This is a genomic window from Nonomuraea solani (genome assembly GCF_900108335.1).
Lineage (GTDB): Bacteria > Actinomycetota > Actinomycetes > Streptosporangiales > Streptosporangiaceae > Nonomuraea > Nonomuraea solani.
Window position 1 is genome coordinate 736662 of the sequence record NZ_FNVT01000004.1, and the last position, 24866, is coordinate 761527.

Below are 24866 nucleotides of genomic sequence, written 5' to 3' on the forward strand. Positions count from 1 at the left end.
GGGATGCCGCAGAATCTTGCGTTATGAGGATGAAGAGCGTGGTCGGGATCGCTGGTCTGCTGGGGCTCGCGGCGGTGCTGACCGGATGCGGTTTCGGCCCCACGGACGAGGAGACCAAGGCGTACGACGTCAACGACAAGGTGGCGGCCCTGCGAGTGGAGACCGACTCCGGAAACATCGAGGTGGTCGAGTCGGAGCGGCAGGGGATCCGCGTGACCGAGCGGCTGATGTGGCGCAAGAACAAGCCGGAGACCAGCCACCAGGTGCAGGGCGACACGCTGGCCCTGACCTTCAGGTGCCCGAACACGTGGGGGCTCGGCGCCGCCGGCACGACCTGCGACGTGAGCTACGAGGTCGAGGTGCCCAAGGGGCTGCGCGTCAACGCCACCTCCGACTCCGGGACGCTGACGCTGCGCAACCTGTCCGGCGACCTGGAGGCCCAGTCCGACTCGGGCGAGATCGAGGCCGCCGGGCTGGCAGGTAAGAGCGTCACAGTGAAGAACGACTCCGGCTCCGTCGAACTCGTCTTCACCGGGACGCCCGACAAGGTCAGGTCCACCACGGACTCCGGCGACATCTCGGTACGCGTGCCGGAGGGGCCGTACAACGTGGTCGCCAAAACCGACTCGGGCGACAAGAACGTCGAGGCGGCCACCGACGCCAAGGCCACCCGCAAGATCGAGCTGACCACCGACTCGGGCAACCTCGAGGTCCTCAAGCCTTAGGCCGGGGCGCCTCGTCGGTCCAGCCCAGCCGCTTGACCAGGTACGACTCGAACATCTTGCCCTCGGCAACCGACTCGTCCTGTACGGCGAGCAACTCGCCGCCGTCCCGGTCGATGAGGATCCGATGACGAAGGCCACGGTCGTCGTACGTCAGCGCGACCCCGGCCCGGCCGTCGAGGTCGGTGACACCGTCGGCCACCTGGACACCCGGCAGGCCGGCGAGCATCCGGTACACCGCCGCCCTCGTGCCCGGCGTGCTCTCGGTGTCGAGGAGCAGCCACTTGCCGGCCGCCCAGAGCCATCCGTTCTCGTCGCCCGGCTCTTTCGTGGTGAGCTGCCGCAGCAACTCGGCCTTGAGCGCCCCGGCCTCGGTGGGCAGTTCCGGCACGGGGTCGAGCGACAGTCCCAGGGAACTGAAGTAGACCCTGCCGAGCTGACACTTGTCACCGGCCGGGCAGAGTTCGGGCGAACCGGCCTCCTTCCACGCCCGCTCGTCGGCGGGCGTGAACGGCTTGGCGGAGACCTCGCCTCGATCGGTCTGCCGCCGCCCCAGCCTGTTCACCCACAGCACGTCCTTGACCCGCCACTCGGCGACGAACGTGGGATCGGCCTTGGTTCTGATCCGCGACACCTGCTCCATCTCCCGCCGCCACCACTCGCCGGCGCCCGGGGGCTGAGCGGCCAGCCGGTCCGCCGCCGCGTCGAGCACCGCCGCCGGCTCCGGCGTCGCGGCCGTGTTGATCTCCGACCCGCCGAGCATGGGCACCGCCACATAGCCGCCGACCAGCACCAGACTGACGGCCGCGGCCGCGAGTATCGCCCGGGAAAAGGCGGGCAGGCGTCGTGGCCCGGCCAGCACCCGCGCGCGGACCGCCATCGTCCTGGTCTCGTCGGCCGGCGGTACGTCCGGCATCACGTCGTCGATGAGCTGGAACTCCTTCATCACACCTCAACTCCCAGCGCGTCACGCAGTTTGGTCCTGGCCCGGCTCAGCCGGGAGGCGACGGTGCCGTAGGCGACGCCGAGCGCCGCGGCCACCTCGTCGTAGGTCAGCTCGCCGTACGCGACGAGCAGCACCACATCGCGCTCCCCGCGCGACAGGCCGGCCAGCGCGGCCGAGAGCTTTCGCACGCCCACCCCGGCGGCGACGCGATCTACGACCCGCTGGTCGTGGGGGTCGTCGGGGGCGGGCGGGCCGGATCTGGCCAGTGCCCGGTAACGCCGGACCTCGGCGCGCCGGTGCTTGCCGATGAGGTTGGTGGCGATGCCGTACAGCCAGGGTCTTACGCCGCCTTTGGTGGCGTCGAAGCTGCCGCGCCGCCGGAACGCGATGAGAAAGGTCTCGGCGGCGAGGTCTTCGGCGATGTCCAGGTCGAGGCGGCGGCCGACGTAGCGGCGTATCTCCTCGTAGTGCGCGTCGAAGACGGTGGCGAATCGCTCGGGGTCGGCGACCGCTCCGTCCAGGGACATGATCATGCAAGGGTCTCTCTTGCCGGGGTATGTGGACAGCAGTGATTACCCGTTGGCGGGAGACCCTTCCAGACTTTTAATGCTTTCGCGGGACCAGCAGCCCCCGGTTGAACGCCTCGGTGACGGCCGCCGCGCGGTCGCCGACGCCGAGCTTGCCGTAGATGTTCAGCAGGTGCGACTTGACCGTGGCCTCGGTGACGAACAGCTTCGCCGCCGTCTCCCTGTTCGTGGCCCCGCCCGCCACGAGCTGGAGCACTTCGAGCTCCCGCTGGCTGAGCGGCCCCGCGGCGGACGAGCGCACACGGCTCATCAGCAGGGCAGCCGCCGACGGCGCGAGCACCGCCTCGCCCCGCGCCGTCGCCCGGACCGCCCGCAACAGCTCGTCTCGGGGCGCGTCCTTGAGCAGGTAGCCGGTGGCGCCCGCCTCGATGGCGGGCAGCACGTGGCTGTCGGTGTCGTACGTCGTCAGCACCAGCACCCGCACCCCGCCCGCGAGCCCGGCCAGCTCCCTGGTCGCGCTCACGCCGTCCATCCCCGGCATGCGCAGGTCCATGAGCACCACGTCGGGCCGCAGCGCCTCGACGAGCCGGACCGCCTCGGCCCCGTCGCCGGCCTCACCGACCACCTCGAAGTCGGGCTCGCGCGCGAACATGCTGCTCAGCCCGTCTCTGACCACCGGATGATCGTCCACGATCAGCAACTTGATCACGTTGAAGACCCCTCCCACGCGACGGGGACGCGGGCCGAGATGCCCGTGCCGGCGCCGGGCTCCGACTCGACCTGCAGCGTGCCCGACAGTCCCTCGATCCGCTGCCGCATCGCGACCAGCCCGAACCCGCCGGCACCGCCCGCGAGCCGGGCCGGGTCGAAGCCGCCGCCGTCGTCGCGCACGTCCAGGGCCACCTCGTGTTCCATGTACGACAGTGTCACCCCCACCCGCGAGGCCCGCGCGTGTCTGGCCACGTTGGTCAGCGCCTCCTGGGCGGCCCTGAGCAGCGCCACCTCGGCCTCCGGCAGCAGCGGCCGCGTCGTGCCGGTCGTCGTGACCTGGACCGGGATCGCGTGCAGCGCCGACCAGCGGCCGGCCACGCTCTCCAGGGCCTCGCCCAGCCGTGCCGTCCGCAGCGGCTCGGGGCGCAGCGCGTCCACCGACCGCCGCGCCTCGGACAGGCTCTCCCTGGCCAGTCCGGTCGCGGCGGCGAGGTGCCGGCGCCATCCCGCCGGATCGTCGCCGGCCTGCTCGGCCGCGCGGAGCTGACTGATGATGCCGGTGAAGCCCTGCGCGAGGGTGTCGTGGATCTCCCGCGCCATCCGCTGCCGCTCGTCGTGCACGCCGGCCTCCCTGGCCTGCGCCACGAGCCGTTCGTGCAGGGCCGCGTTCTCCGCCAGCGACTCCTCCAGCCTGCGGTTCGCCTCGCGGGCCTCGTCGAGCGCCCGTATGCGCTCCTCGTTGCGCTGGTCGTTGCGGCGGGCGTACCAGGCGTAGGTGCACATGGGGATGATGTTCGCGACCACGACCGCGGTGTACATGATCAGCCCGCCGGGGGTGCTCATGTCCAAGGCGTACGCCTGCGCCGTGCCCGCCACCACCGCCACCGCCGCGACGCCGGCCTGCCGCCACGGCCACGGCAGCACCCGGAACGCGTAGATGTAGCCGGCGGGCGTGAAGAACCCGAACCACGGAGCCCTGACCACCAGGACCGCCATGATCGCGATCAGCACGGTGAAGAACGCCGCCATCACCGGCGGCCGCGTCCGCCAGGCGGGACGCAGCGTGTAGACGCACAACATCCACACCGCCGCCAGCGCGCACAGGGCCAGTTCGACGGCCGCCGACTGGTCGTACGCGTGCCTGATGGCCACCGAGACGACGGCCAGAACGGCCAGCAGGGCGTAGGGAAGGGCGCCGATCAGGTGCCGGCGCCGCACCACACCGTCCATCCGCACGTTCCTCAATCTAGCCGTGGGTCAGGCGGGCGGTTCGACGGACAGGGCGTGCCGGAAGACGCCGCGCGGGTCCCAGCGGGCCTTGACCTGCTGGAGGCGGGGATAGTTGTCCTGGTAGTAGAGCGTGTGCGCCGGCACGCCGGAGGTGTTCCACTTCGGGTCGGCCAGGTCGACGTCGGGGTAGTTGATGTAGGAGCCGTCGGCGACCGGCACACCGCCGGTCCTGGAGTAGACGCCGTGGTAGAAGTCGCGCACCCAGCGGAGGCGGGCCTCGTCGCCGCTCTCGTCTGCCCAGGTCGTGTAGTAGACCGCCTTCATGACCGCGTCGCGCTGGGCGATGGCGGTGGCCTTCGGCGGCACCGCGCGCACCTGGCCGCCGTAGCCGATGAGCAGCAGGCCGGACTGCGCGGTGCCGGTCTTGTTCGTCAGGTTGCGGTGAACGGTGGCGAGTTGCTCGTCGGTCAGCGACTTGCGCAGGTAGGCGGCCTTGTTCTTGTATCGGCGGGTGGTCGCGTCGCCGGCCTCGCCCGTGCCCGGCCAGGTCATCTTGTGCAGCCACGGTATCGTCCGCCGCTCGTTGATGATCGGCTCGACGTCGGTGCCGGCGGTCACCGCCGCCACGAACTCGCTCACCAGCCCGTCCGCGCCGGGCAGGCCCGCGTCGATCTGCACGGCCAGCGAGAAGTACCCGTTGCTCTCGTGCGACAGGAGGAAGATCGCGTACAGGCCGGCGGACCGCGAGCCGGGTGCGCTGTTGCGTTCGTGCCAGGTGCCGAAGTTGCGCATCATCCTGGTGAGCACCTCTTCGGTCATGCCCTGCCAGGCCCAGGCGACCACGCATTCGAGCATCTTCTGCGGCGAGGCCGGCAGCAGCCGGGACGGGTCGGTGCCGGTGGCGCCGGGCGAGCGCAGCCAGTAGCGGGTGACCACCCCGAAATTGCCGCCGCCACCGCCGGTGTGCGCCCACCACAGGTCGCGGTTGGGGTCGTCCGGCTCGCGGGTGGCGACCACCGCTCTGGCGGTGCCGTCCCGGTCGACCACGACGACCTCCACGGCGTACAGGTGGTCGACGACCGAGCCGTACCGGCGTGACAGTGCTCCGTACCCGCCGCCCGCGAAGTGTCCACCGGCGCCCACGCCCGGGCACCCTCCTGCGGGGATCGTCACGCCCCAGCCCTTGAACAGCGTCCGGAACACCTGCCCGAGCGTGGCGCCCGGCTGCACGGCGAACGCCCGCATGGCGGGGTCGTAGCCGACCTCGTCCATCGGCGAGAGGTCGAGCAGCGTCTTGACCGCCGGGTCGGCGGTGAAGTTCTCGAAGCAGTGGCCGCCGCTGCGCACCGCGACCCGCCGCCCGGCCCGCACCGCCTCGCCCACCGCGCGCACCACGTGGTCGGTCGAGCTCACCACGCGGATCTCGTCCGGCCGGCCGACGAAGCGGAAGTTGTTGCCCCGCAGCAGGCTGTCGTACCGCGGGTCGTTCGGCCCGATCTTCACCGGCCCGAACGCCTCCGGTTCGGCGGCGGCTGGGCGACCGGCCATTAACGTCCCGCCCGCCACAGCACCCGCACCGGCGAGCAGTGCCCGGCGACTCACCTGATCACTCATCCCGATCCCCTTCTGGTCTAGGTGCCACAACCGTCGCAGGACCAGGCAGGGGTGCACATCGGCCGATCTCATGGGACGGCGGCTGAACCGGTGGCTCCACCGGACGGCTGAGCCGGACCCGCCGATCGGCTGACTCAGGCCACTCGGTGGTCGTCGAGGGCGTCGGGATCCCAGTCGATTCCGATGCCGGGAATGTCGGGCGGCGTCACCTGGCCGTCCTCGATCACCAGGGAGCTGCGGGTGATCGCCCGCAGTTGCGGGATGTGCTCGACGTACATCCCGTTCGGGACGGCGGCGGCCAGGCTGACGTGCAGCTCCATCAGGAAGTGCGGGCTCACCGCGACGTTGAACGCCTCGGCCGCGTGCGCGACCTTCAGCCATGGGGTGATCCCGCCGATGCGGGCCACGTCGACCTGCACGATGCCGACCGCGCCCGCGGCCAGGTAGTCGCCGAACCGCTGCACGGAGTAGAGGGACTCGCCGACCGCCACCGGCACCGAGGTCGAGGCCGCCAGCCTGCGGTGTCCGTGCAGGTCGTCGGCCGGCAGCGGCTCCTCGAACCAGGCGATGCCGAGCGGCTCGTACGTCCGTGCGCGCCGGATCGCCTCCGCCGCGGTGAACGCCTGGTTGGCGTCGACCATCACCTCGAAGGCCGGCCCCACCGCCTCGCGGACGGCCGCGAGCCGCTCGGCGTCCTCGGCGATCGACGGCCTGCCCACCTTGATCTTCACCCCACGCAGTCCGGCCGTGGCCGCCTGCTTGGCGCCGTCCACCAGGTCCTCGACGGGCAGGTGCAGCCAGCCGCCCTCGGTGTCGTACACGGGGAGCCACTCGTGCGCCCCGCCCGCCATCCGCCACAGCGACTCACCGGTACGGCGGCCGCGCAGGTCCCAGAGCGCGGTGTCGATGGCGGCGAACGCCAGTGAGGTGATCGCCCCGACGGTGGTCGCGCGGGTCTGGTCGAGCATGTGCCGCCACAGCGCCTCGACCGGCCGGGCGTCCCGGCCCAGCAGCGCCGGGACCAGGTGGTCGGTGATGAGCGACATGACCGCCCGCCCGCCGGTCCCGATCGTGTACGAATACCCCGTACCGGACAGCCCGTCGGAGGTGTGCACGGTGACGAGCACCGTCTCCTGCTTGACGAAGGACTGCATCGCGTCGACGCGGACGGCCGCCGGTTGCAGGTCGACCAACTGGACGTCGATGCGTTCGATTCGAGTCGTCGTGCTCATTTGAGCGCCCCCAAGGTGATGCCGCTCGTGACATAGCGCTGGAAGATCAGGAAAAGGATGACGATCGGGAACGTCGCGATGACGAGGCCGGCGAAGAAGGCCCCCTGGTCGCTGACGAACTGTCCCTGGAAGGAGAGCAGGCCGACCGACAGGGTGCGATCCTGTGGACGGGCCAGCAGGACGACGCCGAACTGGACCTCGCTCCACACGAAGATCAGCCCGAGCAGCGTGACCGAGACGAATCCGCCCTTGCTGATCGGCAGGACCACCCGCACCAGCGCGGCCAGCTCCCCGTAACCGTCGATCTTGGCCGCTTCGAGCAGTTCCCGGGGCACGGCGGCGAACACCGACCGCATGATGAGGGCGATGGTCGGCGTCATGAACGCCGCGTAGACCAGCGAGATGCCCAGCACGCTGTTGAGCATCCGATACCTGCCCAGCAGCTCGAACGTCGGGATCAGCGCGACCACCAGCGGGACACTCAGGGCGAGCACCATGACGCGGCTGACCGCGCTCGACAGGCCCCTGGTCGCGCGGGCCAGGCCGTAACCGGCGAGGCTGCCGCAGGTCACGCCGATGGCCAGGCTGCAGAGCGCCACCAGCAGGCTGTTGATGAGGTACGTCGACAGCGGCGCGCCGCCGACCACGCCCTGCCACGCCTTGGCGTAGTTCGACAGCACCCAGTCGCCGCCCAGCCCCAGCGGGTGGGCGAAGATGTCGCTGGTCGAGCGGAGCGACAGCAGCAGCATCGACACGAACGGCACGACCGTGATCGCCGTCCAGAGCAGCAGGAGCGCGTAACCGACGTACCAGAGCGGGCCGTGCCGCCACCGCTTGCCGCTCATCGCGCGTCCAGGGTCTGCTGGCGGAAGATCCGCAACGTCATGATCCCGATGACGGCGACGATCAGCGTCGTGATGACGGCGGTGGCCGAGCCGTAGCCGTAGTCCTGGTCGATGAACGACTGCTTGTAGACCAGCACCGGGAGGATGCTCGTGGAGTTACCCGGGCCTCCCCGGGTCATCGCGTAGATGATGCCGAACGCGTTGAACGAGAACACCGAGGTCAACGTCGTGATCGTGCCCAGCATCGGCAGGATGTTCGGCAGGGTGATCCGGAACAGCCGGCCGGCCGCTCCGACGCCGTCGAGCGTGGCCGCCTCGTGCACCTCAAGGGGGATGGCCTCCATCGCGCCCAGCAGGATCAGCATGGCGTACCCGGTCTGGGTCCACACCGCGACGAAGATGGCGGCGTACAGGGCCGTCGAAGAGGACGCCAGCCAGGCGTGATCGTCTCCGAGCCCGATCATGCCGAGCAGGGAGTTCACCGCGCCGGTCGTGGGCTGGAACGCGTTCGACCAGAAGATGCCCGCGATGCTGACCGGGATGATCACCGGCAGGAACCAGACGACCTTGAAGATCCGGGCGCCGGGGACCTTCCGGCTGATCGCGTTGGCCAGAAGGGTGCCGAGGGTCACCGTGAACACCACGGTCCCGATGAAGAACTGCAGGCTGGTCCCGATCGACTGCCAGACCAGCGAGTCCCGCAGCAGCCGCCGGTAGTTGTCCAGGCCGTGGTAGACGACCGCGCCGACGCCGTCCCAGGAGCCGAGGCTGATGCGTACGGATCCGGCGATCGGATACGCGACCAGCACCAGCAGCAGCACCAGGGCCGGGAGCATCACGACGATCGGGAAGATCCGTGGCCTCCTGGCCATCAGTCCGACGCTCCCGACACCTTGCCGGACTGCAGGTCCTCCAGCGCCGTCTGATACTGCCGCGCCGCCTCCTGCGGGGTCAGCTTGCCGGCCACGAGCTTCTGCAGCACTGGCACCGAGAACGCCTGCCCGAGCGTGGACGGTACGGCGGAGTCCCAGATGTTGACCAGGCCCACCGACTGCGACAGCTCGAACTGCTGCTGCACGAGATCACCGAGGTTCGACAGGCTCGACGCCGGGATCGACTTGAACACCGGCAGCGAGCCGGTGGCCGCGATGACGCTGACCTGGTACTTGTCGGTCATGAAGAACTGAAGGAACTTCTTGGCCAGCTCCGGGTTCGCCGCCTTGGCCGGGATCACCAGGGTGTCGCCGTTGAAGGCGTTGAACGGCGTCTTTCGGCCCGGGGTGAGCGGCGGCAGCAGAAACCAGCCCATCTCGAACGACGGCTTGGCCTCCTTCAGGCTCGCGTAGGTGTAGTTGCCGCCCTGCAGCATCGCCAGCTTTCCGCTGGTGAACAGGCCCTGGGCCTGGTCGGTGTCCATGCCGAGCATCCCGTTCTGGTAGATGCCCTTCTTCTGCCAGTCCTGGATCGTCTGGAGCACCTTCACGAAGCCGGGGTCGGTGTACTTCACGTCTGTGGGGGAGCCGGGCTTGAAGTTCGTGAGCATGGCGTCGTAGTCGTCTTCCGACACGGCCGTGGGCAGCAGCGCGTCCAGCGTGTGGCCCAGGTCGTACGGGCTCGAACCGCCCACGCCGAAACCCTCGTACCCGGCGGCCTTGACCTTGCCCACCATCGCTTCGAAGTCGGCGACGGAGGCGACCTGGTGGTCGGGCGGATCGGCGACGCCGGCCTTCGCGAAGGCCGCCTTGTTGTAGTAGACGGGGTTGATCAGCAGTTGCTGGTAGAGGACGCCGTAGTGCCGCCCCTCGGTCGTGTAGTAGTCGACCTGGCTCTTGGAGTATTTGTCCGCCAGACCGGCGGCCTTCCAGACGTCGTCCAGCGGGGTGAGCTGCTTGTTCTTCAGCAGCGCCGACCAGACGCCCGTGCTGCGCTGGAGGTAGCCGATGTCGGGGGTGCCGGTCGAGCTGAGCAGCGCCACGTTGGGGCCGCGGGAGCTGCCGGAGTCGACGCCCTCGAAGGTGACCTCCGTGCCCGGGTTGGCCTTCTCGAACTCGTCGCCGACCCGCTGCATGGCGCCGGCCAGCGGTCCGGTGGGGATCTGGATCCGGAGCGTCTTGCCGTCGCCGCCGCCCGGGCCCGTACCGGTGCCGCACGCGGTCGCGACCAGGGCGCACACGAGGAGAGTTCTAGACAGTCGCATGAGACCCGTCCTTCCAGGGATCCGACAGCTCTATGGCGATGACGTCGATGAGCGCGCCGGTCGGCGGTGGCACGGTGATGAACAGCTCGCCGAGGGGCTCGTCGTCCGCGCCGTTCGCCTTGTGCACCTCCTCGTTGACGCTGTACCGCAGCGATTGCTCGGTGCCGAGCAGGCGGACGCCCACGACCGAGCCGATGGGAACGTTCCTGACGACGAGCACATCCTGCGGCTGCAGCAGGAGGTGCAGGTAGAGGGTGGTGCCGCGCTGCGTGGCCGGGCCGTGGAAGTCGAGGCGCTCCGGCGCGGGCGCGGCCCCGACGATGCTCTCGCCGTGGCTGGCGAGCCAGCTTCCGAGCCGCTTGAGCGTGGCGACCTCGGTCGGGACGAGCGATCCGTCACCTCGCGGCCCGATGTTGAGCAGCAGGTTGCCGCCCCGGGAGACGACCTCGCTCAGGTAGGAGGCGAGCAGCCGGGGGCTCTTGTAGTCGAGGTCGTCGGGCCGGTACGCCCAGCTCTCGCTCATGGTGAGACACAGCTCCCACGGGCCGCCCGGCGGCCGGCGCGGCATGCCCTGCTCGGGGGTCGCGTAGTCGCCCTGGCCCGGCAGCCGGTCATTGATGATCACGTCCGGCTGCAGAGACTTGATCAGCTCGCGAAGCTCTTCGGCGTGCCACTCCTCCGCCGTGCGCTCCCACTCGCCGTCGAACCACAGCAGGTCGATCGGCCCGTACTCGGTGAGCAACTCGGTGAGCTGCCCCTTGACGTAGCCGAGGTAGCTCGCCCACTGATCGGGCGAGGGCCGCCGATAACTCGCGGACGGGTAGGGGCGGTCGGCGTCGGTGAACGCCGGATAGTCGGGATGGTTCCAGTCGAGCAGCGAGTAGTAGACGCCGACCCGCAGCCCTTCGGCGCGCAGCGCGTCGAAGAACTCCCGGGTGATGTCCCGTCCGTACGGCGACGCCGCGATGGAGAACTCCGACTGCCTCGTGTGGTACATCGAGTATCCGGCGTGATGGCGGACGGTGAAGACGACGTAGCGGGCACCCGCGTCGCGGGCGAGCCGCGCCACGCCGCGCGGATCCCAGCGTTTCGGGTCGAACGTGGCCGCGCTCGACTGGTACTGCGCGACGGTCATGTCGGCTTCTGGCTCTGTACGGCCCGGCAGGATCGAATGGCCGACCAGGGGCCAGCCGATCTCCACACCTTGCTGACTCGCGTGGTCCCAGTGCACGAACAGGCCGAAACCCGCGTCTCCGAACCAGTCGGGAATGGTCACGAGCTCATCCTTTTGAGTAGGTCGGACGGCTTCGGATCGGATACGATACGATTTGGATGAGAATGCAGGCAGTTTCGGGCATGTGTCAACCCCTGGAACAGCGGCCCCAAATGGAGGGGAGATGAGTGACCCAACCGGCCCGGGTGCCGAGTCCGCCAAGGTCAGCGTCCGCGAATCGGTCTTCCAGACGCTGAAGGCCCGGCTCATGGATCACGACCTGGAGCCAGGGACGAAGCTGTCGATCGACGGGCTCGCCCGCGAACTCGACGTGTCGCAGACGCCGATCCGCGAAGCGCTCGCGCGTTGCGAGTCGGAGGGGCTCGTCGTCCGCCGGCCGAACGCCGGCTACCTGGTGGCGCCCCTGCTCGACCGGGCCGCCCTCGACGACCTCTACGACGTCCGCCTGCTCCTCGAACCGCCCGCCGCCGCGCGCGCCGCCCGCTACGCCACGGCCGACGAGGTGGCCGCCATGCGGGGGTCGCTGGAGCAGATGATGTCACCGCTGCTCGGCGACACCTACGAGGCGTACCGGGGCTTCGCGGAATTGGACGCCCTGTTCCACAACGCGATCGCGGAGGCCAGCCGCAGCCCGCTCATCGCGGACACGCTGCGCAGGTTCCGCGCGCACACCCACGGCTACCGCCTTTACTTCCGCCACGGGATCGCCACCCACGCCGCCGACGAGCACCGCGCGGTGCTGGACGCCATCCGCCGCCAGGATCCGTCGTCGGCGGCGACCGCCATGACCGCCCACCTGGAGGCGTCGCGGTCACGTCTGATGAGCGCCTATGAGGCTTGAGCGTTCGATGTGAATCTCCCGAGCGTCTCCGAGGACGCCGTCATGGGAGTGAAACTCGGCGCAGAAGCCCGGTCCTTTGCCCGCGACCTCGAAAAAGAGCCCGGCGGTCTCCCTGAACACCTTCGCACTGCCCGTCATGAACAGGGTCTCGGCATGGAGGTGCTGGCGAAAGAGATCCCGGTTCTCGCGATGATGACGGGCCTCGAAGTCGATCTCAAGGCGTTCGGCCCGAGGCAGGCCGACGGTCTGGGGACGTCCGGGGCCAAGCCGTCCACGCACCCGCTTCCACCGGGAAGGAGCGAACTGAAGCGAGTGATGCATCAGGACGAGGTCGAGCCCCTCCCCGGGCTTCCGCATCGGAAGATGAATCAAAGAGCGGGGAGAACGCGCGGCGAGCAGCCAGAGCCCGCCGATCCGTCGCGCGCTGTCCTGATCGAGGTACGCGTTCAGGTAGCGGTCGCGATCGACGAGCACGGCGCCGAGCAATGGCCGAGCCGGCCGAATGACCCGGAACTCATCGCGCCCCAACCGCGCCCGATGAATCATGACCGGCAGCTTCATACGCTGATTCTCGGACTGAAGGGCCGTTTGCGCGACATCTTTGATCAGCGCGGCCGGTGGACGGTGCAGCGGCTCGCAGAGGCGGCCACGTCGTCACGAACCGCCTTCGGCCGCCGCTCCACCGCCCTGGCCGGCCAACCGCCGGTTACCGAGGCTGCCGCGGCCCGGCCTCAGGTCACCGTGACGCAGACCGAGAACTCCGACGTCGCCCCGTACTGCGCCGGCCCGACGATCTGAGTGACGGTGGCCACCACCTGCGACCCGACGGGGGCGGTGACGGTCGGCCAGGCCGTGCCACTGTCGAACCCCGCGGGCCCGGTCGTGGCGGACATCTCGCCCAGGTAGGTGCGACCCTCGCCGTTCGTGCCGTCGCAGGCGGCGTTGACGAAGAACTCGATACGGAATTCGGCGTTCGGGAGGCTGATGAGGTCCCACCCGATGATCGTCTGGCCGCCGACGGTGTTCGCCGACGTGATGATCGCATAGTTCTGCTGGTCGTTCGCGCCCACGTCCGGGTCCAGGAGGTCGATCCCCGCGACCCCGACGGGATCCAGGTCGATGCCGAGGCCGCCGCTGTGGTGGATCGAGTTACGCAGGATCGCGTTGCCGACGCCCGACGGTGTCACGTAGACCCCCTCACCGACGTTGTCCCAGATGGTGTTGGGGGGTACCTCTGGTTTGTCGCCACCGATGCTGCTGTCGTCTCCTTCGATCCACACTCCGGCGCCGATCAGGTTGCCCTGGATCCGCAGATCAGCGGCGCCCGCGTGGGCGTCGATGCCGTGCTGGGCGTTACCGGAGATCACGTTACGGGCGGCGGAGGTGGTTCCGCCGATCTGGTTTCCGGCGGAGCCGATCCTGATCCCGACGTGGTTGGGGAGCGGCGCCGCGCCCGAGGTGCTCGTACCGATCAGGTTGCCCGTGATCACACTCGCGGGCGCCGTGCCGTGGGCCTCGACGCCGGGTCCTGTGGTGTTCCCGGAGATGAGGTTGCCGGCGACCTTGTTGGCGTTGCCCCCGGACAAGAGCACGCCGCCGCTGCCGTTCGGGACGGCCACGGTGCCGGAGATGTGCGTGCCGATCCGGTTGCCCTGAACGTCGTTCTTCGCTCCCTCGACCCGCACACCCCAGCCAGGCACAACAACCCGGATGGAGAGTGCTCCTGCGCATTGCGGCCCACTCGCGAAGCTTTCCGGTGGGTAAGGCCATGAGCACCTTAAAACCGGTTCCTTGCGGTCAAGCGCTGGCGTCCCAACGGCCGAGAAGTGTGACAGCAGGGTGACTTTCCCGTAGCCGAGCCAATTCCATGGCCGTCAGCGAGGTCGCGCCTGGGAAGGTGTCGCCCACTTTCCAGCCGGCGTGAAGCACCGCGTCCTCGAGTGCTGCCACGGGATTCCGGGTGGCGAGCCAGCTGTGCAGGAACGATGCGAAGAGTGCGTCTCCCGCCCCCGCGGTGCTCACGACGCCGCGCGGCGCGACTGCCGCGACCTCGACCAGGACTCCATCGGCAAGCCCCATGACACAGCCCCGCTCGCCGAGACCAACGGCCGCGACCGTGCATCCGGGATAACGATGGAAGATCTTCGCCACCCACTCTCTCGGCGGGCAGGGTAGCCGTTCGTGGCTGCAGAAGATGATGTCGGCGACATCCAGCCAAGGCCGGTTGTACGCATCGTCCACATCCGTGATCAGATGGACGTCGACCGCGATCGGCACACCTTCTTCACACGCGGCTCCCAGGAGGGGCCGGACGAACGCGGTGTTGGTGAGCACAGCGAGGTCGGCGCCACAGACGAGGCGGCGGAACACTTCGACGGGATACTCGATGGTGTTGACGGCGGCGACGTACGGGTGGCCCGAGCGTTGCCCATTCGGGGTCACCAGCACAACGCCGAGTGAGGATCGTGGTGCCGGCACCACCCCTGGGCCCCATAACCCTCGGGCACGCAGCGACATGCTGATCGCCTCCCCTGCCAAGTCCTCTCCTACGAGAGTGCAGAGGCCGGCCTCGTCGCCGAGGGCGTGGAGGGTGCTGGCGATGTGGCACGCCGCCCCCGACACCTCGGCCCTCATCCACTCGGGAAACTGTTCGCGCACGTACGGCAGCGGAAAATCCGTCACGGGCACGGCCATGTACAGGCTGGTGACACCCGCCACAACTATCGAGCTGCTCATCGTCCCTCCTCACAAGCCGCGTGGTCGGGCGAACTGATCAGGTATGGCGGGGGGACCGGATCGGCTCTCGGCAGGATGAGCGGCTGCGGCAGGCGCATCAGCCGGTACATCAGCCGCCTCATGTTCCGGTCGAAACGGCCCGGAGCCGAGGTGAGCCGCTGCACAATCTCGGCGTGTTGTCCCGGATGGTGGCGAGCGGCCGCCCAACGCAGCTGTGCCGACAAAGGCTGATCAAGCTGCAACCGGGGTGCTGTCGATGCGAGAAGCCCGCCGGCGGACTGTGGATCCACGTCGCCCACCACATTGCCCACCAGTGAGACGGAGGCACCGCAGACGGTGCCGTACACGGCGACCGAACCATGGTCGCCCACCACGTGATCGGCGGCGATGAGGACACCTCGCCAATCCGCCTCAGGCGGCACCAACGCGAGCTCGTCCCGCAGGCAGTCGGCCAGCCAGCTGCGAATCTGCCAAATGCCATGACCGAACCAGATGTTCGGATGAAGAAGGGCGGCGATGCGATACCGGTCCCGGGGAAGCTCGGTCAGCATGCACCGGAGCAACCCCGCGTGTCTGCCGAAGAGCGAATTCGGTCCCCAGGTGGAGGTCACCACGACGAGCTCATGCTCGTCCGCAACCCCGAGAGCGCGTCGATAGGCGCGGCGCTCATGCGAACTGGCGATCAATCGGTCGTGGGAAGCGTCGCCGACAACTTCTGCGACCGCCACAGCCTCTGGGCAGGTCCGCGCCAACCGCCGGCGTTCGGTGTCGTGGGCGAGCACAATGGCTGATGGAATCACTGTGCCGTCTCGGACCAGTTCCTGCGCGCTGAGCCCGTACACACCGAGAGTCGCGACCGCACCGCCGCCCAGCCGACGGCTGACCAGCTTGTTGTAACCGGCCCCGTGCGGGATGACCACGAGCGGTGCGTGGACGTTCTCGATTCCCCCGTAGGCGGCGCAGACGGCGAGGTCGAATGGCTCGCGGACGGCCAGCCGCCATGGCAGGATCACGCCGCCGATACGTCTGAGTAATTCGGCTACGCCATTACTGAAAACGTCGGGAGCGATGGTGAAGACCACCTGGACGCGGAGGTCGGCGGCGAGCAGGCGGACAACGTCCAGCAGACGCTGACCCGAGGTGACCGTGTGGACGATTACCAGGACGGTCCTTCTGCTGTGGCACGTCACCCAACGTGGCGCGTCCGGCCCAACCGGCACGTGATACCCCTCTGAACACGACATCGGACTTTCGCCCCCCTGTCACCTGCGGTGCGGTTTGGCAACGCCGCATTCGCCTGGCCGTAATTCCCGTTGAACGGCTCAATCCGAGAATCTCTCGGATTCCTAGACAGAACCTTGCAACAACCGTGAAGTGGAAAGTCAGACAAGAAGTGATATATGGACCGCTAACCGGGTCTGCGGGAAACTGGCGGCGAGGGCCCTCTGATCTCTGGAAGGACATTCATGGAGTTCCGGATACTCGGCTCCGTGGAGTTGTGGGCGGATGGAGAGGCATGTGAGCTCGGCTCGGCCAAGGAACGGCACGTCCTGGCCTTGCTGCTGTTGTCTCCCGGGCTGCCCGTATCCATCGAAACTATGATCAGCAGAGTCTGGGACGACACACCGCCGTCAAAGGCGCGCGAGAGCGTCCACAGCTATATCGCACGCCTGCGCGGTCGCTTGAACCGGCGACTCGGCGACACCGCGGCACGGTTGAGCTCGCGCTCAGGAGCTTACGTGCTGGAAATCGACCCGCAAACGATCGACCTGCACCGTTTTCGCCGGTTGTGCGCACAAGCACGAGCCATCTCGGACAGCGGGGACAGGGAAGACGCACTGCGACTACTGCGGGCCGCGGAGAAACTGTGGCGTGGCGATCCACTTTCCGGCTTATCCGGGGAATGGGTGACCAAGTTACGGACGAGTCTGGAGAGCGAGCATCGCGCCGCGATCGGTATGAGACTCGCCATGGAACTCGGTACGGGCCGTCACGCTGAACTGGCCGGCGAGCTGCACGGCCTCGTCCACCAATATCCTTACGACGAGTCATTCGTCGAACATTTGATGGTCGCCCTCTACCGTTGCGGGCGTCAGGGCGAAGCGCTGGAAGCCTACCATCGGGCAAGTCATCGACTTGTCGAAGACCTGGGAGCCGAGCCAGGGCCTTCGCTCCGCGGAACATACGAGCGCATACTGCGCGGCGACACCGATCTGGCCGCGCCGCCCGAACGCCGCAGCGTTTCAGCGGGCCCGCTCGCCGACAATCTGCCCCGAGACATCCCAGACTTCACCGGGCGAGAGGTGGAGCTGAACCATCTTTACGACGAGCTGGAGCGTCCCGCGTCGGCTGTGATGATCAAAGCCATAGACGGAATGGCCGGCGTCGGCAAGACGGCGCTCGCGGTCCACATGGCTCATGAGCTCGCGGACCGCTTCCCGGACGGACGCTGGTATCTCCATCTTCGCGCCCATGATCCTCATCAACCGCCGATCGATCCTGCCCAAGGCCTCGAAGTCCTGTTGCGGCTTCTGGGGGAAGATCCGCAGCGCATCCCCGAGGCGCTTGAGCCGCGCGCCGCGCTGTGGCGCGCGCGGCTCGCCCACCGCCGAATATTGATCGTGCTCGACGACGCGGCAGGCGCCGATCAGGTGAGACCGTTCCTGCCGGGAAGTCCCGGCTGCCTCGTGCTGATCACGAGCCGCCGGAGACTCGCAGGGTTGGAAGGAGCACGGCCACTGTCTCTGGACGCGCTTATGCCGCCTGAGGCGGCACTGCTCTTCCGCCGGATCGTCGGCCAGGACCGGCGGCTCGACGCTGGCGACATCAACCAACTCGTCCGCCTTTGCGGCCATCTCCCGCTAGCGGTCACGATCATGGCGAACAGGCTTCGTCACCGGCCGGCCCGAGGCGTCGGCGATCTGGTGGAGAGGTTGTCGCGGTCCAAGGGCCGGCTGGCTGAGATGTACGCGGGGGACAGCGACCTTCGCACGGCATTCGATCTGTCATATCGAGAACTCTCGTCGGAACGCCAGAAGGGGTTTCGCCGCCTTGGATTGCACGTCGGGGCCGATCTCTCGGTCGGGGCAGCCGCCGCGCTGATCGGATGCGATGTCACCCAGGCGGAACGCGCCCTGGAAGAGCTGATCGACCGTCATCTCGTGGAAGAGCCGAACTCCGGTCGGATCCGCTTTCACGATCTTTTGCGAGCGTACGCTCGGGAGCGCGCCATTGAGGAAGAGCCGGCGGAGGAGCCACGGCGAGTTGTCCACCGGCTGCTCGATTTCTATCTGGACGCCGCTGACCGGGCCGACCGCGTTCTCTATCCGCACAGGGGGCGTGCCGCTGTCGATGTCGCCCATCCGCTCGACTCTCTGCCCGTTGACACACCGCGTTCCGCTGCCGCGTGGTTGCGTGCCGAACGGGTCAACGTACTGATGTGCGTTCACTACGCCGCTGAGCATGGACATCCCACCCATGTGATCCAGCTTTCGCAGGCCGTCGCGACGCATCTGGAACGCTCGGCGCACTGGGAGGATGCCGCCCGCATGCACGAACTGGCCCGTCTCGCCTGCCAGGAGATCGGCGACCGCGGGGGAGAGGCACGCGTGGAACTCGAACTCAGCCTGGTGCGAAGTCGCACGAGCCACTACGCCGCGGCCTTCGAGCACGCCGATAAGGGCCTGAGCATCTTTAGGGCGTTGGGCGACCGGCGCGGCGAGGCGGACACATTGGATCATCTCTCCCGTGTGTCATGGCTTTCCGGCCGCAACAGGGAGGCTCTGGAGTACGCGCAGAGAGCGCTTGTGCTGTATCGCGCGATCGCGGACCGGCATGGCGAAGGCAATGCGCTGCTGCATTCGGGGATCGCGCTGTCATATCTGGGACGTGCCGAGGAGGCGATGGCGGTCTTCGAGGCTTCACTCGAGATCGTGGATGAGACGGGTGACGTCGCCACAAAGGCAATGATTCTCAACAACCTGGGAGAACTGCATTTCAGCCACGGCGATTATCGAAACGCGCTCGAACTCTTCAGGGAGGCGCACGTCATCCTGCGGGAGGCGGGCTGGCGGCAGAACGAGGCCGTTGCGCTCAATAACATCGCCAATTGTCTCGAGCGTGCGGGTCGCCGTGACGAGGCTCTGCACTTCTACCGCGAGGCGCTGACAATATACCGAGAAACCGGCGACCGGCGGCACGAGGCTGACACGCTCAGCAATATCGGGTCGACATATCAGGCCATGGATCTGAACGCTGAGGCGCTTATTCATTTCCAGAAAGCGCTCTCCATAGCGCGTGACATAAGCGACCCCTACGAATCGTCGCGCGCGCTCCAGAGGATCGGCGACAGCCAGCGGCTCAGCGGCCAGTTCGCCCTGGCCCGGGAAACCTATGAGCAGGCGCTGGCCTTCGCACGCGAGCTGGGCGATCCGTTTCTTGAGGCCAGCTCACTTCTGGGGCTGGGCGAAGCGCTCCTGTGTATGCACGGGAGGGAGGTCGCGGCGCGGCCGTGGCGACAGGCGCTCGCGATATTCGAACGCTTGAGCGCACCGGAGGCAGTCGCTCTGAGACAACGCCTTGAGGCGCTGAAGGCTGCTGGGGCCTAGTTTCTGGAAAGTGCGGGCGACTTGGTTCATTGCTAGATATCTTCTTGCTATTTCCGAGAAGCTTCAGAAATATCGGAGAGGAAGCGAGTTGTCCCTATATATGCTCCATGTAGCCCAAGCGGTCGCGTACATCATGATGGGCCGTTGGGGGATCATGATGGGCTAATTGGTCACAAATCGCCTTGAGGCTGTCGTCTCCAATGGGGGCGACAGTCTCAGGTTTCATGACAAACTCCGGTATGTCGGTCAAACGCTGCAAGGCGCTCCTTGATACGGAAATGTCCGATAGATTCGGTCTGTCCTGTTATTTGTAGCGCTGCCTCGTACATTCGTCTGGCCTCGTCCCTGCGGCCAGTACGTTCGGCCAGATTCCCCAGCCCTTCCAGCGCCGCGGCCCTGCCCACCGAGGACCCCAGCTCGGCCATCACATCGAGCGCGGCACGAAGCTCCTGGTTCGCCTTGTTGCCATCACCCGAACTGGCATGCGCGTGACCAAGGAAGATGCCCACACGTGCCCGGTTGTACGAGTCGTCCACACCACTTAGCAGTTGCCGCGCCCGTTCCAGATGAACCACCGCGTCCGGACCACGGTCCTGCGCCATCAGCACGCCCGCGAGGTCGATCAGTGTCAGAGCCGTCTTCCTGTCGGCGCCCAGCGCCTGAAACGCGGCGCTCGCGTCCGTGAGCCGGGCGATGGCCGCGCCGTGGTCACCGCGCGCGGCGGCGACCAACCCGAGCCTGCGCAGCGAACCGACCTCCCTCTCCCGTTCGCCGAGCCGCCGCCAGATCTCCAGCGCGCCCTCGAAGCGTGCGACGGCCTCATCGTGACGCCCGAGGGCGTTCAGGCTCAGCCCCAGGCGGTTGAGCATCTTCCCTTCGGCGTACGGGTCGCCGCAGGAGCGCGCCGCGGCCAATCCCGTCTCTTCCACCTCGACACGCTCCACGTGGTGGCCCATGAAGAGGAAAAGGGCCCACATGGCGTCGGCGAGTTGCCAGGCGGTCGTTTCGCGCCCGTGCTCGCGCGCGAGAGTGACGGCGGCACTCAGGTTCGCGCGCTCGGACTCCAGCCACATGAGCGCATCTTCCGGACCGCCGAAGTCCGTCACCTCGGCGGGAGGTGGCTCGGCGTCTCGGGGCAATCGAGTACGGTGCGGCCGCAACCGGCGCTCCGCACAAGAGGTAGTGGCGAGATACCAGGAGAGCAGGCGCCCAACGGCCAATTCCCGGGCCTCGCGCTGGTCCTCGGCCTCGACCAACTGGGAGGCGTGCAGCCGGACCAGCGCGTGATGAAAGCGATAGCGCCCGTCGGCCGTGTCCGTCAGAAGGTTCGCGTCGGTCAGCTCGCCCAGCAGCCGCCTCGCCTCCATCCTCGAGATACCGGCCAGCGCCGCCGTCGCATCGCCGCCGAACCTGTCTCCAGGAGTGAGGCTCAGCAGCCGGTACAGGCCGGCGGCGTTGGAGCGGAGCGCGCGGTAGGAGAGGTCCAGCGCGGAGCGTATCGTCACATCGCCCTCGATCGACAGCGCCGCCAGGGTCCTCTGCTCCTCGGCCAGCGCGGCGACCATCTCGCGGAGGGGCCAACTCGGACGCGCGGCCAGGCGCGCCGCCGCGACGCTCAGGGCAAGTGGCAGCCGCATGCACAGCTCCACCAGCTCGGAGGCCGCCTCGTGCTGCTGTTCCAGCCGGTCGCTCCCCAGCGCCGCGCGTAGGAGGGAGAGACCGGCCTCGGCGTCGAACCGATCGACGTACACGCTACGCATTCCGTGCATCAGCAGGCCTGTCAACCGGTATCTGCTCGTCACCACGGTGACGCTCGCGGACGAGCTCGGGAGCAGCGGCCGCACCTGGGCGGCGGTCATCGCGTCATCGAGGAGTACGAGAACGCGCTGGTCCCTGGTCACCGTGCGATACAAGGCCGCCCGCTGCGCCAGCTCGCCGGGGATGAGTTCCGTTGGAACACCCAGGGATTGGAGGAAGTCGCCCAGCACCTCTTGAGGGGATGCCGGGCCGGCGCCAGAATGCCCGCGTAGATCGGCGTACAGTTGCCCGTCCGGAAAGTCCGAGCGAATCATGTGTGCCCAGGTCAGGGACAGCGCGGTTTTTCCCACGCCCACCGGGCCCGTTATCAACACGGTCAGCGGGACATCCGTCGCCTCCGCGCGCAGGGCGTCGAGCTGGGCGATGGCCGCTTCGCGATCGACCAGGCGGGGCCGCGGCGGAAGCTGACTCGGCGCGGGTAGCGACGCCGCAGTATGGAAATGGACGCCACCGAATACATCACGTGCTTGGACTAACGGACCGTGAACCACTCCCGTCACATCGTTATGTACAATTTCGGACATATTTCGGTTGGCTATCACGTTGTTTCGACACCAATCACTGGCTGAACCGCGGCATACCTCCGTACATGCTCAGGCGGTTTGGGATAAGACACATGTGCCACGATGGCGGATTATCAAGTGCATCGCAATCTGCCGGGAGCCCATGGCCGTACCCGGCGGACCGGTGCCGGAGCAGCCGGGGCCGTGACCTGCGTCGGCGATCTACCCTGGAGGAAACTCCCGTACCGAAAGAGGCGCGATGGACGCGAGCGTAATCTCCGCTCTGGCAGTGGTCGTCTCCGCGATAATCGGAGGTGCCGCCGGAGAAGCCGGCAAGGGCGCTTGGACCTCATTGACCACTCTTGTGCGGCGGCGTTTCGGCAGCGACGCACAGGCTGTGGCAACCCTGGAACAATTCAACACGCACTCGCCCGAAGAGATCACAAAGGTTCTGGTGGGCCACGCGAACGCTGATTCTGAATTCGAAGTCGCGTTGACCGAATGGACGAACGATACGATCCGCCTCATTCGGCACACGCACGACGTGAGTAACTCCATCGGCGGCGAGGCTCGCATCAGCGGGCCGGTCATCCAGGCTGGAGATGTTCAGGGCTCGATCAATTTCGGTAAGTCCTGACCATTCCGCCGTCATGCGCCGCGTTCGGGTACCCAGTTCCGTACGGCGGGGGCGTACCCGGACGGCTTGTCCCCGGCCTTGGCGCCCGGGCTGACCAGCCGGTTCTGATAGTCCGGCGTGAACATCCGGTAGACCGACCGGGGTGGCACGGAACCGGCCTCGTCGAGCTCGGTCCGCAGTTTGTCCGGCAGCCGAGTTGGTCCGCGCTGCTCGCCCGGCCCGGTTGAGCGCCAGAAGGGACTCCGGCGACCGCGCCGCCTCACGGCCCTCCGCGCTCTCCATCGCGGTGAGTCCGCCCAGAGCCCACGGCGACCGAGCCCGCGCAGTTGGTACGCGCCCGGCTCCGCTGACACATCGAGCAATGCGGCCAGTCGTTCCCCTTGCGCGCAATTCGAATACTCCAAAAGGAGAGGACCCAGATGGGTGAGGAAGGACACCCGTCATGGGAGCAGGCGACGCGCGAGTCGTTCGGCGTTGAGCCCGCGGATGGCGTCATCAACGGCTTGCCGGTCGGTGAGGTCGATGCCGCGCTCGGTGAGGGCGGCGGCGATCTCTTTCGCGGGCCCCCAAGAGCCTTGATCGTCGAACGCCTGGCGGAACTCGCGCAGGTGAGCGTCGACGGCGTCGACGACCGGGGTGATCCATCGGGGATCGAGGCCGCGCCGATCAAGGGCGAAAGCCAGCCACTGGCGCAGAACGCCGGGAAGGGCTGCGCGCTGGGCGGCATCGAGGATGGCTTTGCGAGGCAGCCAGTCGGTGAGCAGCAGCATGACCTCGGTCGGGCTCCAGGCCAGCGGGCCGGAGACGATGTAGCCCTCGCCATAGTCCAGGAACAGCTCGGCCAGCGACCTGCTCACCTCGTCGTCCAGGCTGTTGATGGTGGCGAACTGCTGGACCAGATGGTCGCGCTCGGCCTCGGGCAGACCTTCCCGTTCGGACCAGTCGGGCAGATGGTCGCGGCAACGGGACCAGGCCAGCGCCCGGTTGCCGACGAAGTCCTCATCGTCGTTGCGCGGCCAGGTGATGTCGGTGGTGCGCAGCGCATCGGCCAGGTCGGCGAGCACCTCGGCCACCGGAGCCTCACTGATCGGCATGGGAACCTCGTCGGCCTCGCGCAGCCGGTTCCACTGCGCGGCGGCGCCGGGTTCCAGGATCGCGATCTTGTCGATCATCAACCCTCCGGACTTGAGCACCTGGGCCATCAGCGTGTGCGGATGGGGGCCGTCGTAGTCGATGAGCAGCACCTGTTCGCTGTCCCACACGTCCGCCGCTCGCCACGCCGACGTCGCGGTCCACGCCGTGTCCGCGGACATGGCGGTGTGCCAGGGCGGCAGCGGCTGGGTCTTGGTCAGGATGTCGATCGTCTCGGCCAGCATGGTGATGTCGGTGGCGGGCGCGACCCGCGCCAGCGCGGCGATCGCGGCCAAGCCGTACGGCGAGGGCGTGGTGCATGCCCGGCCGGTCACCTCCACGCACAACCGATGCTCGGCCTCGCGTTCGCCCAGCTCCGCGGCCACCCACGCCTGGCCCAGCCACCCGCTGGCCCAGGTCTCGGCCATCAGCGGATCGGCCAGGCCGGTGAGCTGCCGCGCGTCACGCAACAGCAGATCTGATCGGCGCGGCGGAAGCGGCGAACGACGGACCGGTCTGTTACTGGTGGCCTTGCGGCGGCCGCGGCTCTTGGGCATGCTCCAGTCCACCACAGGCCGGCGACCGTGTGGCATGTGCCGCTCTCGTCGTGATGACCGTGGCCTATGCCGAGCCGAACCAGTCGGGTGCGGCGTCGGCGAGCTCGAATTCCGCAGTGCGACGCCGGCCTTGCCGAGACGTTCGGTCAGCCTCTGTGCTCGCTGAGGGCGAAGTCCTCGCCACAGAACGAGAAGAGCACCGTGCTGTCGAGCTCTGTGGGTATGGGCAGGGAGCACAGGTCGATGATGATGTCGAGGCCCATCGTGATGGCGGTGTCCTGCTGGGTCAGCATCCCTGCGCGGTCTGCGCCCGTCAGCGGTCGTTTAGGGGGTCGTCCGTCTGCCGAAAGGCGCGTAGCGTGAAGGCGACAACGCTTTGACTGCGTGTTTAGTTGATCTGGCCAGGTGGCGCCGCATGTCCATGCCGGTGCCTGTGGCTGGCTGGTCGCTCAACGAGGTGGGCGCCCGGTTGCTGCCAGAGGGATGCTCCCCGTGATGGCGGTCCGATTCGCCGGACATGTTGCCACAACGACAAGCCATCCCTTCGAGAGGAAAAACTCCCGCATCGGGAGTGTGCTCCCTATGGCCTCCTTGTACTCGCAGCCTGCCGGCTCTGATGGGCCCGCAGAAGCGGCCTTGGTGCTGCTGCCGATCACCAGAGAGATAGCGCGGCTGGCCGCTCTGCAGGCCGGTGCCGCCGCTGAACGGGCACGAGCCTCCGCCGAGCGTGCGCAACAGGCCAGGGAACGCGCCCCCATCATCGCCGAACGGCTGGCAC

At 67.9% G+C, this 24866-nt stretch carries 22 protein-coding genes; 5 read left to right on the forward strand and 17 right to left on the reverse strand.

The features are described 5' to 3' along the window. The first annotated feature begins 23 nt into the window (after positions 1-23). Complete coding sequence (locus C4V41_RS19165) at positions 24-725, forward strand: DUF4097 family beta strand repeat-containing protein (protein WP_160150327.1); 702 nt, start codon at positions 24-26, stop codon at positions 723-725. On the opposite strand, the gene C4V41_RS19170 is transcribed toward C4V41_RS19165, so the two are convergent. From C4V41_RS19170 to C4V41_RS19215, 10 genes are all read right to left on the reverse strand, one after another. After that, a complete protein-coding gene (locus C4V41_RS19170; protein WP_103957220.1) occupies positions 715-1668 on the reverse strand; it encodes a CU044_5270 family protein in 954 nt (317 codons plus the stop codon). The genes C4V41_RS19165 and C4V41_RS19170 overlap by 11 nt on opposite strands. After that, positions 1668-2201 carry an RNA polymerase sigma factor gene (locus C4V41_RS19175; RefSeq protein ID WP_103957221.1) on the reverse strand — a complete coding sequence of 178 codons (534 nt, stop codon included), beginning with the start codon at positions 2199-2201 and terminating at the stop codon, positions 1668-1670. Before C4V41_RS19175 ends, C4V41_RS19170 begins: the two co-directional genes overlap by 1 nt. A 70-nt stretch (positions 2202-2271) precedes the next feature. Then, entirely contained in the window at positions 2272-2904 is a 633-nt protein-coding gene (locus C4V41_RS19180; protein ID WP_103957222.1) for a response regulator transcription factor, read from the reverse strand. Continuing rightward, positions 2901-4136: a sensor histidine kinase gene (locus tag C4V41_RS19185; protein WP_103957223.1), complete on the reverse strand. Its 1236-nt coding sequence runs from the start codon at positions 4134-4136 to the stop codon at positions 2901-2903. Before C4V41_RS19185 ends, C4V41_RS19180 begins: the two co-directional genes overlap by 4 nt. A gap of 27 nt (positions 4137-4163) precedes the next feature. Beyond that, positions 4164-5684 carry an FAD-binding oxidoreductase gene (locus C4V41_RS19190; protein ID WP_200824069.1) on the reverse strand — a complete coding sequence of 507 codons (1521 nt, stop codon included), beginning with the start codon at positions 5682-5684 and terminating at the stop codon, positions 4164-4166. Between the two features lie 200 nt (positions 5685-5884). Continuing rightward, positions 5885-6982, reverse strand: coding sequence for a mandelate racemase/muconate lactonizing enzyme family protein (locus C4V41_RS19195; RefSeq protein WP_200824070.1), 1098 nt, complete (start codon positions 6980-6982; stop codon positions 5885-5887). Beyond that, positions 6979-7827: a carbohydrate ABC transporter permease gene (locus C4V41_RS19200; protein ID WP_103957225.1), complete on the reverse strand. Its 849-nt coding sequence runs from the start codon at positions 7825-7827 to the stop codon at positions 6979-6981. Before C4V41_RS19200 ends, C4V41_RS19195 begins: the two co-directional genes overlap by 4 nt. Further along, complete coding sequence (locus tag C4V41_RS19205; protein ID WP_103957226.1) at positions 7824-8699, reverse strand: carbohydrate ABC transporter permease; 876 nt, start codon at positions 8697-8699, stop codon at positions 7824-7826. The genes C4V41_RS19200 and C4V41_RS19205 overlap by 4 nt, the downstream gene beginning before the upstream one ends. Further along, positions 8699-10024 carry an extracellular solute-binding protein gene (locus C4V41_RS19210; protein WP_103957227.1) on the reverse strand — a complete coding sequence of 442 codons (1326 nt, stop codon included), beginning with the start codon at positions 10022-10024 and terminating at the stop codon, positions 8699-8701. The genes C4V41_RS19205 and C4V41_RS19210 overlap by 1 nt, the downstream gene beginning before the upstream one ends. Continuing rightward, a complete protein-coding gene (locus C4V41_RS19215; protein WP_407670008.1) occupies positions 10011-11507 on the reverse strand; it encodes an alpha-L-fucosidase in 1497 nt (498 codons plus the stop codon). The genes C4V41_RS19210 and C4V41_RS19215 overlap by 14 nt, the downstream gene beginning before the upstream one ends. Between C4V41_RS19215 and C4V41_RS19220 the strand changes: the two genes are divergently transcribed. Both C4V41_RS19220 and C4V41_RS61885 read left to right on the forward strand, forming a co-directional pair. After that, on the forward strand, positions 11422-12099 hold the full coding sequence (locus C4V41_RS19220) for a GntR family transcriptional regulator (RefSeq protein ID WP_103957229.1): 678 nt from the start codon (positions 11422-11424) through the stop codon (positions 12097-12099). The two genes, C4V41_RS19215 and C4V41_RS19220, sit on opposite strands and share 86 nt — an antisense overlap. Positions 12100-12141: 42 nt before the next feature. Next, positions 12142-12897 carry a hypothetical protein gene (locus C4V41_RS61885; protein ID WP_160150328.1) on the forward strand — a complete coding sequence of 252 codons (756 nt, stop codon included), beginning with the start codon at positions 12142-12144 and terminating at the stop codon, positions 12895-12897. Here the strand turns inward: C4V41_RS61885 and C4V41_RS19230 are convergent. The 3 genes from C4V41_RS19230 to C4V41_RS19240 form a co-directional block, all read right to left on the reverse strand. After that, entirely contained in the window at positions 12831-13799 is a 969-nt protein-coding gene (locus C4V41_RS19230; RefSeq protein WP_160150329.1) for a right-handed parallel beta-helix repeat-containing protein, read from the reverse strand. The two genes, C4V41_RS61885 and C4V41_RS19230, sit on opposite strands and share 67 nt — an antisense overlap. 97 nt (positions 13800-13896) lie before the next feature. Next, on the reverse strand, positions 13897-14835 hold the full coding sequence (locus C4V41_RS19235; RefSeq protein ID WP_103957232.1) for a carbohydrate kinase family protein: 939 nt from the start codon (positions 14833-14835) through the stop codon (positions 13897-13899). Continuing rightward, on the reverse strand, positions 14832-16055 hold the full coding sequence (locus C4V41_RS19240; RefSeq protein WP_200824071.1) for a hypothetical protein: 1224 nt from the start codon (positions 16053-16055) through the stop codon (positions 14832-14834). The genes C4V41_RS19235 and C4V41_RS19240 overlap by 4 nt, the downstream gene beginning before the upstream one ends. 246 nt (positions 16056-16301) lie before the next feature. Between C4V41_RS19240 and C4V41_RS19245 the strand changes: the two genes are divergently transcribed. After that, positions 16302-19442, forward strand: coding sequence for an AfsR/SARP family transcriptional regulator (locus C4V41_RS19245; protein WP_103957234.1), 3141 nt, complete (start codon positions 16302-16304; stop codon positions 19440-19442). A gap of 215 nt (positions 19443-19657) precedes the next feature. On the opposite strand, the gene C4V41_RS19250 is transcribed toward C4V41_RS19245, so the two are convergent. Then, positions 19658-21784, reverse strand: a complete 2127-nt coding sequence (locus tag C4V41_RS19250; RefSeq protein WP_103957235.1) for a tetratricopeptide repeat protein — start codon at positions 21782-21784, stop codon at positions 19658-19660. Positions 21785-22022: 238 nt separating this feature from the next. On the opposite strand from C4V41_RS19250, the gene C4V41_RS19255 reads away from it, so the two are divergent. Then, a complete protein-coding gene (locus C4V41_RS19255; protein WP_103957236.1) occupies positions 22023-22400 on the forward strand; it encodes a hypothetical protein in 378 nt (125 codons plus the stop codon). Positions 22401-22411: 11 nt separating this feature from the next. Here the strand turns inward: C4V41_RS19255 and C4V41_RS19260 are convergent, their stop codons facing one another. From C4V41_RS19260 to C4V41_RS61890, 3 genes are all read right to left on the reverse strand, one after another. Beyond that, a complete protein-coding gene (locus C4V41_RS19260; protein ID WP_200824072.1) occupies positions 22412-22663 on the reverse strand; it encodes a hypothetical protein in 252 nt (83 codons plus the stop codon). Positions 22664-22840: 177 nt separating this feature from the next. After that, positions 22841-24001, reverse strand: a complete 1161-nt coding sequence (locus C4V41_RS19265) for a hypothetical protein (protein WP_200824073.1) — start codon at positions 23999-24001, stop codon at positions 22841-22843. A gap of 233 nt (positions 24002-24234) precedes the next feature. Next, on the reverse strand, positions 24235-24381 hold the full coding sequence (locus tag C4V41_RS61890) for a hypothetical protein (protein WP_160150330.1): 147 nt from the start codon (positions 24379-24381) through the stop codon (positions 24235-24237). Between the last annotated feature and the right edge of the window lie 485 nt (positions 24382-24866).

What these genes read in the sequence shown, in the direction of transcription:
- C4V41_RS19165 (WP_160150327.1), top strand. Translation starts at nt 24, where the DNA reads ATGAGGATGAAGAGCGTGGTCGGGATCGCTGGTCTGCTGGGGCTCGCG.
- C4V41_RS19170 (WP_103957220.1), bottom strand. Translation starts at nt 1,668, where the DNA reads ATGAAGGAGTTCCAGCTCATCGACGACGTGATGCCGGACGTACCGCCG.
- C4V41_RS19175 (WP_103957221.1), bottom strand. Translation starts at nt 2,201, where the DNA reads ATGATCATGTCCCTGGACGGAGCGGTCGCCGACCCCGAGCGATTCGCC.
- C4V41_RS19185 (WP_103957223.1), bottom strand. Translation starts at nt 4,136, where the DNA reads ATGGACGGTGTGGTGCGGCGCCGGCACCTGATCGGCGCCCTTCCCTAC.
- C4V41_RS19190 (WP_200824069.1), bottom strand. Translation starts at nt 5,684, where the DNA reads ATGGCCGGTCGCCCAGCCGCCGCCGAACCGGAGGCGTTCGGGCCGGTG.
- C4V41_RS19195 (WP_200824070.1), bottom strand. Translation starts at nt 6,982, where the DNA reads ATGAGCACGACGACTCGAATCGAACGCATCGACGTCCAGTTGGTCGAC.
- C4V41_RS19200 (WP_103957225.1), bottom strand. Translation starts at nt 7,827, where the DNA reads ATGAGCGGCAAGCGGTGGCGGCACGGCCCGCTCTGGTACGTCGGTTAC.
- C4V41_RS19205 (WP_103957226.1), bottom strand. Translation starts at nt 8,699, where the DNA reads ATGGCCAGGAGGCCACGGATCTTCCCGATCGTCGTGATGCTCCCGGCC.
- C4V41_RS19210 (WP_103957227.1), bottom strand. Translation starts at nt 10,024, where the DNA reads ATGCGACTGTCTAGAACTCTCCTCGTGTGCGCCCTGGTCGCGACCGCG.
- C4V41_RS19220 (WP_103957229.1), top strand. Translation starts at nt 11,422, where the DNA reads ATGAGTGACCCAACCGGCCCGGGTGCCGAGTCCGCCAAGGTCAGCGTC.
- C4V41_RS19215 (WP_407670008.1), bottom strand. Translation starts at nt 11,507, where the DNA reads ATGAGCCGGGCCTTCAGCGTCTGGAAGACCGATTCGCGGACGCTGACC.
- C4V41_RS61885 (WP_160150328.1), top strand. Translation starts at nt 12,142, where the DNA reads ATGGGAGTGAAACTCGGCGCAGAAGCCCGGTCCTTTGCCCGCGACCTC.
- C4V41_RS19235 (WP_103957232.1), bottom strand. Translation starts at nt 14,835, where the DNA reads ATGAGCAGCTCGATAGTTGTGGCGGGTGTCACCAGCCTGTACATGGCC.
- C4V41_RS19245 (WP_103957234.1), top strand. Translation starts at nt 16,302, where the DNA reads ATGGAGTTCCGGATACTCGGCTCCGTGGAGTTGTGGGCGGATGGAGAG.
- C4V41_RS19250 (WP_103957235.1), bottom strand. Translation starts at nt 21,784, where the DNA reads ATGTCCGAAATTGTACATAACGATGTGACGGGAGTGGTTCACGGTCCG.
- C4V41_RS19255 (WP_103957236.1), top strand. Translation starts at nt 22,023, where the DNA reads ATGGACGCGAGCGTAATCTCCGCTCTGGCAGTGGTCGTCTCCGCGATA.
- C4V41_RS61890 (WP_160150330.1), bottom strand. Translation starts at nt 24,381, where the DNA reads ATGCTGACCCAGCAGGACACCGCCATCACGATGGGCCTCGACATCATC.